This is a genomic window from Nioella sp., assembly GCF_965215655.1.
Lineage (GTDB): Bacteria > Pseudomonadota > Alphaproteobacteria > Rhodobacterales > Rhodobacteraceae > Nioella.
Map to the genome: position 1 here is coordinate 1,919,711 of NZ_OZ244111.1, position 15,086 is coordinate 1,934,796.

At 63.3% G+C, this 15,086-nt stretch carries 12 protein-coding genes; 6 read left to right on the forward strand and 6 right to left on the reverse strand.

The features are described 5' to 3' along the window. Positions 1 to 128: 128 nt before the first annotated feature. The 4 genes from ACOOEX_RS09675 to ACOOEX_RS09690 form a co-directional block, all read right to left on the reverse strand. Positions 129 to 917, reverse strand: coding sequence for a DUF502 domain-containing protein (locus tag ACOOEX_RS09675; RefSeq protein ID WP_420398195.1), 789 nt, complete (start codon positions 915 to 917; stop codon positions 129 to 131). 74 nt (positions 918 to 991) lie between these two features. After that, complete coding sequence (locus ACOOEX_RS09680; protein ID WP_420398196.1) at positions 992 to 1,909, reverse strand: pseudouridine-5'-phosphate glycosidase; 918 nt, start codon at positions 1,907 to 1,909, stop codon at positions 992 to 994. 3 nt (positions 1,910 to 1,912) lie between these two features. Further along, positions 1,913 to 2,794 (reverse strand): PfkB family carbohydrate kinase, encoded by an 882-nt coding sequence (locus tag ACOOEX_RS09685; protein ID WP_420398197.1) that lies wholly within the window; start codon positions 2,792 to 2,794, stop codon positions 1,913 to 1,915. Between the two features lie 123 nt (positions 2,795 to 2,917). Further along, entirely contained in the window at positions 2,918 to 4,684 is a 1,767-nt protein-coding gene (locus tag ACOOEX_RS09690) for an extracellular solute-binding protein (protein WP_420398198.1), read from the reverse strand. Between the two features lie 320 nt (positions 4,685 to 5,004). Here ACOOEX_RS09690 and ACOOEX_RS09695 point away from each other — a divergent pair, with 320 nt between their 5' ends. Both ACOOEX_RS09695 and ACOOEX_RS09700 read left to right on the forward strand, forming a co-directional pair. Further along, on the forward strand, positions 5,005 to 5,790 hold the full coding sequence (locus ACOOEX_RS09695) for a 3-hydroxybutyrate dehydrogenase (RefSeq protein ID WP_420398199.1): 786 nt from the start codon (positions 5,005 to 5,007) through the stop codon (positions 5,788 to 5,790). A gap of 110 nt (positions 5,791 to 5,900) precedes the next feature. After that, a complete protein-coding gene (locus ACOOEX_RS09700) occupies positions 5,901 to 6,932 on the forward strand; it encodes a patatin-like phospholipase family protein (RefSeq protein WP_420398200.1) in 1,032 nt (343 codons plus the stop codon). Positions 6,933 to 7,054: 122 nt separating this feature from the next. On the opposite strand, the gene ACOOEX_RS09705 is transcribed toward ACOOEX_RS09700, so the two are convergent. Next, positions 7,055 to 7,678 (reverse strand): helix-turn-helix domain-containing protein, encoded by a 624-nt coding sequence (locus ACOOEX_RS09705; RefSeq protein ID WP_071689896.1) that lies wholly within the window; start codon positions 7,676 to 7,678, stop codon positions 7,055 to 7,057. 65 nt (positions 7,679 to 7,743) lie between these two features. Between ACOOEX_RS09705 and ACOOEX_RS09710 the strand changes: the two genes are divergently transcribed. The 4 genes from ACOOEX_RS09710 to ACOOEX_RS09725 are packed head-to-tail and all read left to right on the forward strand — an operon-like array spanning position 7,744 to position 11,628. Then, positions 7,744 to 9,225 (forward strand): class I adenylate-forming enzyme family protein, encoded by a 1,482-nt coding sequence (locus ACOOEX_RS09710; RefSeq protein WP_420398201.1) that lies wholly within the window; start codon positions 7,744 to 7,746, stop codon positions 9,223 to 9,225. Continuing rightward, entirely contained in the window at positions 9,222 to 9,866 is a 645-nt protein-coding gene (locus tag ACOOEX_RS09715) for a DsbA family oxidoreductase (protein ID WP_420398202.1), read from the forward strand. Before ACOOEX_RS09710 ends, ACOOEX_RS09715 begins: the two co-directional genes overlap by 4 nt. Then, a complete protein-coding gene (locus ACOOEX_RS09720) occupies positions 9,863 to 10,420 on the forward strand; it encodes a methyltransferase family protein (RefSeq protein WP_420398203.1) in 558 nt (185 codons plus the stop codon). Before ACOOEX_RS09715 ends, ACOOEX_RS09720 begins: the two co-directional genes overlap by 4 nt. Further along, positions 10,417 to 11,628, forward strand: coding sequence for a multidrug effflux MFS transporter (locus ACOOEX_RS09725; RefSeq protein ID WP_420398204.1), 1,212 nt, complete (start codon positions 10,417 to 10,419; stop codon positions 11,626 to 11,628). Before ACOOEX_RS09720 ends, ACOOEX_RS09725 begins: the two co-directional genes overlap by 4 nt. On the opposite strand, the gene mfd is transcribed toward ACOOEX_RS09725, so the two are convergent. After that, a complete protein-coding gene (mfd, locus tag ACOOEX_RS09730; protein WP_420398205.1) occupies positions 11,625 to 15,074 on the reverse strand; it encodes a transcription-repair coupling factor in 3,450 nt (1,149 codons plus the stop codon). The genes ACOOEX_RS09725 and mfd overlap by 4 nt on opposite strands. Positions 15,075 to 15,086: the final 12 nt, after the last annotated feature.

Below are 15,086 nucleotides of genomic sequence, written 5' to 3' on the forward strand. Positions count from 1 at the left end.
GACCGTTCAGGGATGTCTCCCCCGAGGGCCCGCCTCTGCCTGTGAAGTAAGCGCGCCATTAAGGCAGAGCCGGGGGGAATGCAACCCCCCTGCCCCATCAGACCGCGAAATCGGGGCAAGAAGGCGCGTCATGCGTCTTCGGTGCGGCGATCCGGGTCCGCTTCGGGGGCATGCGGCCTGTCCAGCAGAGTGGCAGCCGTGCCTTCGACCTCCACAACCTCGGCCTCGTCCGGCACCCGGTCACCATCCTTGTCGCCTGTGCTCGGGTAAACCAGCCCTGCCGAGATCACCAGTTTCGCGGCGTCCTCGACCGACATCTTCAGGATCTGCACATCATCCCTCGGGACGAACAGCAGAAAACCCGAGGTCGGGTTCGGCGTGGTCGGCAGAAAGACAGAGATCATGTGCTTTTCATGGCTGTCCGCGATCTCGCCCTTCGCATCGGTCGAGATGAAGGCGATCGCCCAGATTCCCTTGCGCGGATATTCCACAAGGCAGGCCTTGTCGAACGACCCCTTGGACTGCGCCAGCACGGTTTCGGTGATCTGCTTCAAACCCGAATAGAGCGACCGCACTCCGGGAATCGACAGAACCACGCTTTCCGAGGTGCGGATCAGCGACCGCCCGATCAGCCCCTTGGCGATCCAGCCCACGATGATCGTGAACAGAAGGAACATGCCAACGCCGATGCCGCGAATATCGACGTCGATGTTGAAATATTCCCGGATCAGGATAGCGGGATTATAGGCATTGGGCAGGAACGGCAGCACCCAGGAATCGATCCAGCCGATGATCGACCAGATCAGCCAGGCTGTCAGACCAATGGGCGCAATCACCACGAGGCCGGTCAGAAAACTGGCCTGTAGCGAGGATATCCAGCCGCGCCGTGGCGGCGGTGGCGGTTCGGGCAATTCCATTCTTGCCGGTCGTCCCTGTTAAACTCTCTTCCCTGTTACTAAGGGCGCGTTTCACGCCAAACAAGAGAGTGTCTTCAATCCTGCGCGACCATGGCGCAGGCAATTGCCGATGCAAGGCGGGCATTGTTCAGAACGAGGGCGATATTTGCCGTCAGAGACCGTCCTTCGGTCAGTTCGAATAGCCGCTGCAAGAGGAAGGGCGTCACCGATTTGCCGGTGATCCCTTGTGCATCGGCCTCAGCCTGGGCCTGCGCGATGATCGGGGCGAGGGTTTCGGCGGCGATCTCGTCGGTTTCTGGGATCGGGTTCGCCACCAGTTGCCCCCCCGGCAGGCCAAGCCGCGCGCGCATCAGGGCAGAGGCGGCGATGCCCTCGGCCCTGTCCATCCTCAGCGGGGCGCTCAGGCCTGACTCGCGCGACCAGAAGGCCGGGAAATCATCCTGTTCGAAGGCAATGACAGGCACGCCTTGCGTTTCCAGAACCTCCAGCGTCTTGGGGATGTCGAGAATGGCCTTGGCGCCAGCGGCCACGACCGTCACCGGGGTCTGCGCCAGTTCCATAAGGTCAGCGGAGATGTCGAAACTGTCCTCCGCCCCCTTGTGAACGCCACCGATCCCACCCGTGGCAAAGACGCCTATTCCCGCCAAGTGTGCCGCGATCATCGTCGCAGCCACTGTGGTCGCCCCGGTCCGGCCCGTGGCCAGCGCAACCGCCAGATCGGCGCGGCTGAGCTTCATCACATCCTTGGCCTGCGCCAGCGCCTCTAGTTCCCCATCCGTCAGGCCCACATGCAAGCGCCCCTCAAGGATCGCAATCGTGGCAGGCACCGCGCCAGCCGCGCGCACCTCGTCCTCCACCCGGCGGGCGGTCTCCAGGTTCTGCGGGTAGGGCATGCCATGGGTGATGATGGTGCTTTCCAGCGCCACAAGAGGGGCATTGGTGGCGCGGGCCTCGGCCACTTCGGGCGAGAGGGTCAGATAATCAGGTGTCATGGGCTATCCGGCAACATAGGTGGCGGCGGTCGTCAGCGCGTGGGCCAGCGCGGCCTCGGGCGCGCTGCCGCGGATTTCAGCGGCGATATGGGCCGCCATGAACGTGTCCCCGGCCCCGGTGATCCGGCGTGGGGTGATTTGCGGCGGCGCAAGCGAGAGGGTTCGATCAGGCGTTGCATCCACAGCCAGCCTGCCGCCATCGGTGACAAGCACCCGGCGCGCGCCAGCGGCCAACAGGGCCTCGGCCCCGGTTTCGGCGCACCCGGTCGGGACACCCGAGATCAGCCCGGCCTCCTCGGCATTCACATAGATCGTGGCGCCGGGATGGGACAGGAAGGGCCTCAGCCTTTCAGCCTTGCCCGGAGAAGCTGGCGCAAGGCGCAGATCGGCGCGCGCAAAGAGCGGGCTGTCCGCGATCTGGGTCAAAAGCTCCAGCGTCAGGTTCCCGTCAATGGCCATGGGCCGCGTCCATGGCGCATCCGCAGAGGCGAGGCGACCGTTCTCCAGTGGCTCCAGAATACGTGCGCCCGCCGTTTCAAGCGAATGCGCATCTGCAAGCGCGGCCAGCAGATTCCCCTGCGCCTCAATGGCCATGTATTGATCGGTCGGAAGGTTGTGGTCGACCAGCACATGATCGACCTCGATCCCCATCCGGGCAACCTCCACCAGCAGCGCGGTGCCCGCCGCATCGTCGCCGACAACGCTCAGCAGCGAGGGCCGCAGCCCCTGCCCCACCAGCGTCATGGCGATATTCAGCGCCACCCCGCCGGGCAGCCGGGTGATACGGCCGGGCTTGTCATTCCCGGCCGCCATCGGCAGATCGGTGCGTCCGATGATGTCCCACAGGACGGACCCGATGCACAGAATGTCAGGGCGTTCTCTCATGCCCGCTCCTTAGGCAAGCCAGCCCGCGCCGTCCATGCCTTTCATCTTGGCTAAAATACCTCGGGGGGTCCGGGGGGCAGCGCCCCCCGGCCGGTCGGCGCGGCAAAGCCGCGGCGAAACGGCTCATTCCTCCTCGTACCACCAGACATCCGGCTGGAACCCCAACCAGTCGCCATAGATGGGCAGCGTTTCGGGATAATGCAGTTCTCGCACATGGGCGATGCGGCTGACCGGCGAATACCAAATCGGAATGACGTAGCGGCCAGAGGTCAGAACCCGGTCGAGCGCCCGCACAGCCGCGCGGTAGTCATCCTGGCTTTCTGCCGTCAGCATCTCGCCCACCATCGCCTCGATGGCCGGATTGCAGACCCCCATCAGGTTCCGGCTGCCCTCCACATCTACCATGTCGCAGCCCCAATAAAGGTACTGCTCGTTTCCGGGGGACAGAGACACGCCGCGCGCGAACCACGTCATGTCGAAATCATAAGCGTCCGTGCGTTCGCGGTACTGGGCGCTGTCGATGGTCGTCACCGTTGGCGTGATCCCGAGACGAGAGAGCGATTCCACGTAGATATTAATGATCGCCTGGTTCTCGGCCGATCCCTGGCTCAGCACGATCTCGAAGGTGAAGGGCTGCCCGTCAGGGCCGGTCATGACGCCCTCCTGCACGGAATAGCCCGCCTCTTCCATCAGCCCCATGGCGGCGCGGATACCCGCGCGGTTGGCCTCTCGCCCGTCGGAGACCGGGAATTCATAGCCCTCCAGCGCGCCGGGCAGCAGATCGCCCGCGAAGGGCTCCAGAAGCTCCAGCACCCGGCCCGTCGCCGCTCCCGGTTCCATCCCGAGAATCGAGTTGGAGAAATAGGAGGTGATGCGCGGCGCCAGCCCGCCATTCTGGGTCTGGTTGATGAATTCGTAGTTGAAGGCCTGAATCATCGCCTCGCGCACCCGCCAATCCTCGAATTGCGGTGAGCGGGTGTTCATCACGAAGCCCCACATGCCCGTGGGCCGCTCATGCGGTACCTCGGACAGCACGACCTCACCCGATTGCACACGCGGGAAATTGTAGTTGGTTTCCCAGTCGGCGGCATTGGTTTCCCGGATCGTGTTGATCTCACCGGCGACAAAGGCCTCCCACATGGCGGTGCCATCCCCGAAGAATTCCAGCCGGATCTCGTCGATCACATTGGTGCCCCGGCGGAACGGCAGGTCAGCGCCCCAGTAATCGGGATTCCGACGCAGGGAGACGAAGCGCCCGGCCTCGAAATCGTCGATGACATATGGCGCGCTTGAGATCGGAATCGCGTCGATCCCGCTTTCAGTGAAATCACGCCCCTCCCATTGCGCCGCCTGCAAAATCGGCCGCATCCCCATGATCAGCGCCAGTTCCCGGTCCGGCTCGCTGAAACTGATGCGCACGCCCCGTTCGCCCACGGCCTCGATGGTCGACACCCGGTTCCAGGCATTCAGATATCGCGGGTGGCCCTCGGTCCCCAATGTCTCATATGACCAGATCACATCGGCCACGGTCACCGGGCTGCCGTCGGAGAATCGGGCCTCGGGACGCAGCTGAAACTCCACCCAGGCCCCGCCCTCGCCAACCTCGACCGATTCGGCCAACAGGCCGTAGAGAGTGAACGGTTCGTCCCAGGATCGGCCCATCAGGCTTTCATAAGCCAGAAAACGCAGCTGCCACGGGGTGGAGCCCGCACGGATATGGGGATTGAGGCTGTCAAAGCTGCCGACCTCACCAGTGACGATCCGGCCACCTGTTGGCGCATCGGGGTTGGCATAGGGCAGATGCGCAAAATCTGGGGGCAAAGCGGGGTCGCCATACATAGCGATGCCATAGGACGGCTCTGCCGCAGCTCCGCCGGAAAGAATCGCCATGACGCCGAAAACGCCCGCAATCTGTCTGAAACAATTCCTGCTCATCTGTAAACAATCCCCTTGATGCCTTGTTTGCTTGTTCAAGACGCTACTCTCCCCTGAATTGGGTTTCAAACTTTTCGGTTGGACTCTGAGCAAGTGATTGCTTATAAAGGATGCACTGCTCGATAGGTTTCTTGCCTGTATGAAACCTGCCTCAATAACTTAACGCCGGCTTCGTGCCGGCGTTTTTTTTGGTCCGGCTGCGCGGCTTTTGCCTCTGTCCATACTGCATGTGCAGCATTACGGTGCTGGCAAATCGTTAAGGACAGGAGCCCCCGATGGCCATCACCACCTCGCTTGCCGGCAAAACCGCCGTCATCACCGGATCCAACTCAGGAATCGGTTTGGGAATCGCCCGCGAACTGGCCCGTGCCGGGGCGGATGTTGTTTTGAACTCCTTCACCGATCGCGACGAAGATCACGCCATCGCTGCGGAAATCGCGGCAGAATACGGCGTCACGGCCCGCTACATCAAGGCGGACATGTCGAAGGGCGAGGAGTGCCGCGCGCTGATCGAGCAGGCCGGGACCTGCGATATCCTGATCAACAATGCGGGCATCCAGCATGTGGAAGCCATCGACAAGTTCCCGGTCGAGAAATGGGACGCGATCATCGCGATCAATCTCAGCTCCGCCTTCCACACAACCGCTGCCGCCCTGCCGATGATGCGCGCCGCCGGTTGGGGGCGGGTGATCAATATCGCCTCGGCCCATGGCCTGACCGCCAGCCCCTATAAATCCGCCTATATCGCAGCGAAGCACGGCATTGTCGGCCTGACCAAGACCACCTCGCTGGAAACGGCAGAGGAACCGATCACCGCCAACGCGATCTGCCCCGGCTATGTGCTGACCCCGCTGGTTGAGGCGCAGATCCCCGACCAGATGAAGGCCCATAACATGGACCGCGACACGGTGGTGCGGGAGGTCATGCTGCTGCGCCAGCCCTCGCGCGAATTTGCCACCGTCGAACAGATGGGCGGCACGGCGGCCTTCCTCTGCTCTGACGCCGCTGCCCAGATCACCGGCACCACGATAAGTGTCGATGGCGGCTGGACGGCCCTGTGATCTCCCCGCGTTAGCCCCACATTAAGGTTAACGCGGCCCCCTGCCCTTCTTCTTTGTTCAAATACCCCCGCCGGAGGCATCCCGACCATGCCACAGGTCAAACCCTGGAAATGACACCCAAACGCATCAACCTCGCCCTGCAAGGTGGCGGCGCTCATGGGGCCTTCACCTGGGGTGTCCTCGACCGGCTGCTTCAGGAGCCCGGCATCAAGATCGCTGCCATCTCCGGCACCTCCGCAGGGGCGCTCAATGGGGCGGCGGTCAAGGCGGGTCTCAGCCAGGGCAGTCGCGCGCTTGCCCGCGAGAACCTCGCCTGGCTCTGGGAACAGATGGGGGCGATCACGGATGAGCGGTTCAATGCCTGGCTCGGGGCCATTTCCCCGCTGGCCATCAGCCACTGGATCGAAACCTCCCTGCCCTTCGCCATCGGCGACGCGGTCAGCCGCATGGTCAGCCCCTACAATTACGGGCCATTCTTCGGCAATCCGCTGTCCCCGATTGTCGAGAAATTCCACTACGAGAACATCTGTTGCGCGGAGGGGCCGGAGTTCTTCGTCTGTGCCACCAATGTGCGGACTGGCAAGATCCGGGTGTTCGGAGGCGATGAGATCGGCACCAGGCCGCTTCTGGCCTCCGCCTGCCTGCCGACGCTGTTCAAGGCGGTGGAGATCGAGGATCGCGAAACCGGCCAGAGCGAGGCCTATTGGGACGGGGGCTATACCGGCAATCCTGCGCTTTTCCCTCTCTTTGAACCACATCTTCCGGACGACATCCTGATCGTCAATATCAACCCTTTGATCCGCCACAAGGTTCCGACAACCGCGCGGGAGATTCAGAACAGGGTGAACGAGGTCAGTTTCAACGCCTCTCTGCTGAGCGAGCTTCGCGCCATTCGTTTCGTACAGCGATTGCTGGCGGATGGGTCGCTCGCCCCTGGCAGCATGAAAAACGTGCTGGTTCACATGATCTCCGACGACGCGCTGATGCGGCAGCTTTCTGTGGCCACCAAGGTGGTTCCGGTTCCGCAGGTGCTGCACCAGATGTTCGAGGCGGGTGTTACGGCCTGCGACAGCTTTCTTGCCGAGCATGGGGACCGCATCGGGCAGGAGAGCAGCGCCGATCTTGCGGCGATGTTCGACTAACCACCAACCCGAAGCGCGGCTGCTCACGGCGGGAGCGAGGGGCCAGCCCCTCGCGCTCCCCGAGGTATTTTTGCCAAGCTGAAAGGGGCGCCGACATTTTTCGTCAAATGTGAGGGGAACGGTTATCCCAGGCAGGTCACCCAAAGGATCGTCGCATCCTCGGCGCTGACCGAGATCACGTTATGCCCCATGGTGGCGTCGTAATAGGCGCTGTCGCCCCTGCGCATGTTCACCGGGGCATAAAATTCCGTGATCAGCTGGATCTCCCCGGTCAGCACGTAGAGAAATTCTTCGCCTTCATGGCGCACCCACCCGTCGAATTCCTCGAAGCTGCGGGCGCGGATGCGGGCGCGATAGGGCAGCATCGCCTTCTGGGTCAGCTGCGGGGCCAGCATCTCGTGCTCATAGGTGGCGGTCGGGTGCGGTTCGCCCGCGCCGGTCTGGGTCACGGCGAGGCGGCCGTTGACCTTGGGGTTCACCGTCGGCGTGAAGAGCTGCGGCACCGAGATATCCAGCCCGTCCGCCAGTTTCTTCAATGCGTCATAGGTGGGCGACATCTGGCCGTTTTCGATCTTGGACAGTGTCGAGCGCGCCAGACCCGCCTTCTGGGCCGCCTGTTCCAGCGTCCATTCCCGCTGCTTGCGCAACTCGCGCACGCGAATGGCGAGGTCCACCGGTTGCGGGCGATCTTGCGTGCCGCTTTCACGGGCGAGGCGTATGAGGCTGGGTTCGTCAGAAAAATCCATGCCTGCGCATGTAGCCTGCGGCACCGGGTCTTGCAACTGTCCCGCGTGGGGCCTACGCCGGTTTCATGCCTCTGCCCGATCCCTGCCCTGCCCCGTTCAACCTTGCGGCCTATGTGCTGGCCCAGGCCCCGCGCCTGCCCGACAAGATCGCGCTGGCGGTGCTGTCGCCCTCCCGGTCGGATCGCTGGAGCTTTGCGCGACTGGAGGACCGGGTGTTACGAGTGGCCAGCGGATTGCTGGCGCAGGGGTTGGAACCCGGTGACCGGGTGTTGCTCAGGCTCGGCAACCGGCCCGATTTCCCCGTGGCCTATCTGGCGGCGATTGCCGTGGGGCTGGTGCCGGTTCCGACCTCTGCCCAACTGACCGGGCCGGAAATCAGCCGCCTCGTGCCCGAGATCGCCCCGAAGCTCATCCTTGCGCATGCGGGTATCGCCCTGCCCGATCCGCTGCCCTGCCCGGTGGTGACGGATCTGGAGGCCCTGACTGACCATGACCGCGCCACCTACCAGATGGGCGACCCAGACCGGCTGGCCTATCTGGTCTACACTTCCGGAACATCCAGCAGGCCCCGCGCCGTCGCCCATGCGCATCGGGCCATCTGGGCGCGGCGGATAATGCATGACGGCTGGTATGGGCTGAGCGACAGCGACCGGCTGCTGCATGCAGGCGCCTTCAACTGGACCTTCACGCTTGGCACCGGGTTGCTGGACCCTTGGTCCGTGGGGGCGACCGCGCTGATCCCGGCGGAAGGCACCGATCCTGCCACGCTGCCGCTGCTGCTCAAACGCCACGACGCGACGATCTTCGCCGCCGCCCCGGGTGTCTTTCGCCGGATGCTGCGCAGCCCCATGCCGCCAATGCCAAAACTGCGCCATGGGCTGAGCGCCGGGGAAAAGCTGCCCGAGCCGATCCGCGAGGCATGGGCCGGGGCGACCGGCACCACGATCCATGAGGCGCTCGGCATGTCGGAATGCTCCACCTTCATCTCCGGCTGCCCCGCGAGGCCCGCACCGCCACACACGCTCGGCTTTGCGCAGGAAGGTCGGCAGATCGCGATCCTCGATCCTGACGGGCACCCGCTGCCACAGGGGGAGACCGGTCAGCTTGCCATCCATCGCAGCGATCCCGGCCTGATGCTGGGGTATCTTGACGATGATGGCGTCAACCTGCCCCTGAGAGGCGATTGGTTCGTCACCGGCGATATGGTGCATGAGGACGCGGATGGGTCGCTCATCTACCACGGCCGTTCTGACGACATGCTGAACGCGGGCGGCTTCCGCGTCTCCCCGCAGGAGATCGAGCGCGCCTTTGCGCCCCTGGTCGAGGATTGCGCGGCTGTTTCGGTGGAAATCCGAGAGGACACGCATATCATCTGTCTGGCGCATGTGAGCGATCTGGCCGATCCCGAGCTGCGCCAGCACGCGGAAACCTGTCTTGCCCGTTACAAGCAACCTCGGCTTTATGTGGCGCTCGACGCGCTGCCCCGTGGCGGGAACGGTAAACTCAACCGAAAGGCGCTGGCCGCTGCAATCAGGGATATGACATGATCAAGATCGACATCCTTTCCGACCCGATCTGCCCCTGGTGCTATATCGGCAAAGCCTATCTCGACCGCGCGCTTGAAGCCGCGGGCGACCATCCCTTCGCCATCGAATGGCACCCGTTCCAGCTGAACCCCGAGATGCCCAAGGAGGGCATGGACCGGCGCGCCTATCTGGAGGCAAAGTTCGGCGGCAAGGAGGGCGCGGTGCGCGCCTATGCGCCGGTGGTGGAACATGCGGAAACGGCCGGTCTGAAGATCAACTTCGAAGGCATCGGGCGCACCCCCAACACGCTTGACGCACATCGGCTGATCCACTGGGCCGGGATCGAGCAGCGCCAGACGCCGGTCGTCTCGGCGCTGTTCAAAGCCTATTTCGTGGATGGGCGCGATATCGGCGACGCCGCGACGCTGGCCGAGATTGCCGGGGAGTGCGGGCTGGACGCGGCCATGATTGCAACCCTGCTGGAGGGTGAGGCCGATGCAGACGACATCCGCGCCCGCGACGCCCATGCCCGCGAACGGGGCGTCACAGGCGTGCCCACCTTCGTTGTCGCCAACCAGCACGTGCTGACCGGCGCGCAGCCGCCCGAGCTGTGGGGCAAGGTGATCGAAGATATCCGGGGAATGATGAAAGAGGCTGAATGAGCGCGGGGCTGATCCTCGGCCTTTCTGCAACCGGGATCTGGGCGGTGATCCTCGTCCTGTCGGATCGCGCCCCCGGCCATGGCCCATGGCCCCCTCGAAAGGGTAACCTCCTCACGGCGCTATGGGCCTGGGGGCTGACCACGCTGATCTATGTAGGGCTGGTTCAGACATGGGGTCAGGACCCGGTGTTGCCCATGCCACTCAGGTGGGGACTTGGCCTACCGCTCGCCGTTGCAGGCAGCCTTATGCACACATGGGCCACGGCGATGCTCGGCCTGAAAGGCACAAGCGGATGGGATGTGGGGATTGCCACCAAGGGCCCCTATGCGCTCTGCCGACATCCGCAATACCTGGGGCAGATTGTCAGCATCGCCGGGCTCGCGCTGATCATCGGCTCGCCAGAGGCGTTGACCCTCGGGCTTGCCGCCTGCGTCATGCTGGGATACGGATCAAGGGTCGAGGACCGCGCCATTCAATCGCGCTACCCAGACCTCTACGCGGCTCATTCCGCTAAAACCCAGTTCCTTTTGCCGAGATTTTCGAGCCGCTCATGACCGATTCCACCTCCCGCCGCCTGTCCCAGGGCGAGTTCATTGCCCTCATGGGCATGATGTTCGCAACCATCGCCTTCTCCATCGATTCGATGCTGCCCGCCCTGCCCGAGATCGCGGAAGAGCTGACGCCCGACGCCGCCAACCTTGCGCAGCTTGTCCTGACCTCCTTTGTCTTCGGCATGGGGGCGGGCACGCTGGTCACCGGGCCGCTCTCGGACGCGTTTGGCCGCAAGGCGATCATCTATTGGGGCGCGGGGCTTTATGTGATTGGCGCCGTCATGGCCTACTATGCGCCGACGCTGGAACTGGTTCTTGCCGCCCGCGCTATTCAGGGGCTTGGGGCGGCTGGCCCGCGCATCGCTTCGATGGCGCTTGTGCGCGACCTTTATTCGGGCCGCCAGATGGCGCGGATCATGTCCTTTGCCATGCTCGTCTTCATGATCTTCCCCGCCGTCGCCCCAATGATCGGCGCGGGCATCATCGCGCTTGCGGGTTGGCGGTCGATCTTCCTGGCTTTCGTTCTGTTCTCGGCCCTGTCCACCGCCTGGATTGGCATTCGCCAGCCCGAAACCCTGCCGGTCGACAGGCGCCGGCCCCTTAAGGCCGCCATGCTATGGGCGGGGATGAAAGAGGTTCTTGGACACCATCAGGTGATGCTCTCGACCCTGATCCAGATCATGATCTTTGGCATCCTCTTCGCCACGATCAGTTCCGTGCAGCAGGTCTTTGACATCACCTATGACCGGGGCGGCAATTTCCATTTCTGGTTCGCGGGAATCGCGGTGTTTGCAGCCCTGCCGCCGCTGGTGAATGCCTCGCTGGTGGTCAAACTTGGCATGCGGCCCCTGATCCGGCGGGCGTTGATGGGGCAGATTGCGGTTTCGGCACTGGCCGGGCTGGTATTCTTGGCCATCGGCACCGAACCAGCTTGGACCTTCTGGGTCTTCCTTGTCTGGACCGCAGGACAGTTCGCGGCCACCGGCTTTACCATTGGCAACCTGAACGCACTGGCGCTGGAGCCCATGGGCCATATCGCGGGCATGACCTCCTCGGTCATGGGGGCCGTGGCGACCGTGGGGGGCGCGGTGATCGGCGCCGTCATCGGGCAGCTTTTCAATGGGACGCCGACGCCGCTGGTCCTGTCGGTGCTGTTGGTCGCGGGCGTGAGTTTCGTGATCGCCACGCGCCTACCCCGCGAAGGGCGTTAAGCCTTTTTCGCGGCAATGACCTTTTCGGCCAGATCTCGGGCAATGGCGAAGGCCCCCTTGATCTTTTCGCTGTCCTTGGACCAGTCGCGCCGCACCACGATCTTGGTATCGCGTACCTTGGCCAGCCCCTTTTGCGCCTGCACGAATTCCACCAGCCCGGCGGGATTGGCGAATTTGTCATTGTGAAACTGGATTGTCGCACCCTTCGGCCCGCCATCCAGTTTCGCAATCCCCGCCCGTTTGCACATCGCCTTGATGCGCACGACCAAGAGCAGCGTGTTGACCTCCTTCGGCAGCTTACCGAAGCGGTCGATCAGTTCCGCGGCAAAGCCTTCCAACTCCACCTTGGTGTGCAGTTGCGACAAGCGCCGATAGAGCCCAAGCCGGACATCCAGATCGGGCACATAGTCAGCCGGGATCAACACCGGAACGCCCAGGTTGATCTGTGGGGCCCAGGTGCCATCGTCATCGGTCAGGGCCTCCATATTGCCAGACCGGATCTTGGCAATCGCCTCTTCCAGCATGGATTGGTAAAGTTCGAAGCCCACCTCTTTCACATGGCCCGACTGCTCCTCACCCACGATATTGCCCGCCCCGCGAATGTCGAGATCCTGGCTGGCAATGGTGAAGCCCGCGCCGAGGCTGTCGAGACTGCCCAGAACCCGCAGCCGCTTTTCGGCGGCCGGCGTCAGCTTGGCGCGCGGTTTCGTGGTCAGATACGCATAGGCGCGGGTCTTGGCGCGGCCCACGCGCCCCCGGATCTGGTAGAGCTGCGCGAGGCCATACATGTCGGCCCGGTGGATCACCATCGTGTTGGCGGTCGGGATGTCGATGCCGGATTCGATGATCGTGGTGGCCAGCAGCACGTCATATTTGCCGTCGTAGAAGGCATTCATCCGGTCATCGAGGTCGCCGGCTGCCATTTGGCCATGGGCCACGACGAAGCTGACCTCAGGCACCTGTGTTCGCAGGAACTCCTCGATTTCCGGCAAATCCTCGATGCGCGGCACCACGTAGAAGCTCTGCCCGCCCCGGTAATGTTCGCGCAGCAGCGCCTCGCGGATGGTGACCGCGTCGAACTCGCTGACATAGGTTCGGATCGCCAGACGGTCGACGGGCGGCGTGCCGATGAGGCTGAGGTCGCGGACACCAGAGAGCGACATCTGCAACGTGCGCGGGATGGGCGTAGCCGATAGCGTCAGGACGTGCACTTCGGATCTCATTTCCTTCAGCCGTTCCTTGTGGCCGACGCCGAAGCGCTGCTCCTCGTCGATGATCAACAGCCCGAGGTTCTGGAACCGGATGTTCTTGGCCAAAAGCGCATGGGTGCCGATACAGATATCGACGCTGCCATCTGCCAGACCCTTGCGCGTGTCGGTCGCCTGCTTTGTGGGAACAAAGCGCGACAACTGTCTGACATTGATGGGAAATCCCCGGAACCTGTCGGCGAAGGTCTTGGCGTGCTGGCGGGCCAGCAAGGTTGTCGGCGCAATCAGGGCCACCTGCATACCGGAGGCCGCCGCAACGAAGGCCGCGCGCATCGCGACCTCGGTCTTTCCGAAGCCCACATCGCCCACGACCAACCGGTCCATCGGCCGCCCGCGTTCCAGATCCTCGATCACATCGCCGATGGCCGATAGCTGATCGTCGGTTTCTTCATAGGGAAAGCGGGCGCAGAACGCCTCCCACATATCGCCGGGCGGCTCCATCACCGGCGCATGGCGCAATTCGCGTTCGGCGGCGATGCGGATAAGCTTGTCGGCAATTTGGCGAATGCGTTCCTTAAGCTTGGCTTTCTTGGCCTGCCACGCCCCACCACCGAGCTTGTCGAGCAGCCCTTCCTCATGCCCGTATCGGCTGAGAAGTTCAATGTTTTCAACGGGAAGGAAAAGCCGGTCGCCGCCCGCATATTCCAGCGCAATGCATTCATGGGGCGCCCCCATGGCGGTGACGGTTTCCAGCCCCTTATAGCGCCCAACGCCATGGTCCACGTGCACGACGAGATCGCCGGGGGAAAGGCTTTGCGCCTCGGTCAGGTAGTTTTCCGCCCGTTTGGTCTTGCGCTTGGGCCGGATCAGCCGGTCGCCCAACACGTCCTGTTCGGAAATCACCGTCAGCCCGTCGCCGGTGAAGCCCTGTTCCAGCGGCCAGACCGCGAGATTGACGGCCCCCTTCTTCAACCCGGCCAACCCGTTGGAGATCTCCGTCAGATCGGTGATGTCCTGATCTTCCAGCAAGCCGCGCAACCGTTCCCGCGCGCCCTCGGACCAAGAGGCCATAATCACGGCATGTCGCCCGGACTCCGCACGAATGTGATCGGCCAAGGCCCCGAAAAGGCTGATATTTTCCTGCTGACGTTCCGGCGCGAAACTGCGCCCGATCCGCCCGCCAGCATCCACCACACCGGGACCGGAAGCCTGCGGCAAAGGCGAGAACTGGATGACGCGATGGCCCGCGATGGCCTTCTCCCAGGCCGCGTCATCAAGATAGAGCAGCTCCGGTGGGCATGGTTTGTAGACCGTGTCCATCCGGCCCTTCTGTGTCATCGCGGTCTTGCGCGTATCATATTGATCTTCAATGGTTTCCCATCGGGCCAGCCGCTGAGGCGTGGTCTGATCGTCCAGCGTGACCGTGGCATCGGGCAGATAGTCGAACAGGGTTTCCAGCCGGTCATGGAAGAAGGGCAACCAATGTTCCACGCCCTGATGCTTGCGGCCCGCGCTGACCGCCTCGTATAGCGGATCCTCGCCGCCGCCTGCGCCGAACTCCACCCGGTAATTCTGCCGGAACCGTGAAATGGAGGGGTCGTCAAGAATGACCTCTGATACCGGCGCGAATTCAACGCGGGTCAGTTTTTCGGTCGTGCGCTGCGTGGCCGGATCGAACCGTCTTGCCCCGTCCAGCACGTCGCCAAAAAGATCAAGCCGAACGGGGCTGTCTTCTCCCGGCGGCCAAACGTCGATAATACCGCCCCGGATCGCGTAATCTCCGGGTTCCATCACCGTTGGAGATTGGGAAAAACCCATGCGAACCAGAAAGTTACGAAGGTCTTCTTCATTCAGGCGATAGTCAACTTCCGCCACGAAGGCAGAGCGTTTCAGCAAAGCGCGTGGCGGCACGTATTGGGTCGCGGAGCTGAGCGTCGTCAGGACGATGAACCGCCCGTCCAGCCCCGACGCCAATGCTGCCAAAGTCGCCATCCGTGTGGCTGAGATGTCGGCATTGGGCGATACCCGATCGAAGGGCAGGCAATCCCAGCCCGGAAAGCGCAGGACCGGGACAGAGGGGGCAAAGAACGCCAGTGCCGTAGCCATGGCTGCCAGCCGCTTGTCATCGCGGGCCACATGCAGGACGGGGACTTCGCCCCGCTCCAGTTCCTTGAGCAACCGGGTTGCGTCGAATCCCTCGGGGACACCACCCATGAGGACATGGTTTTTCTTTTCCATGAATGGGTTGCC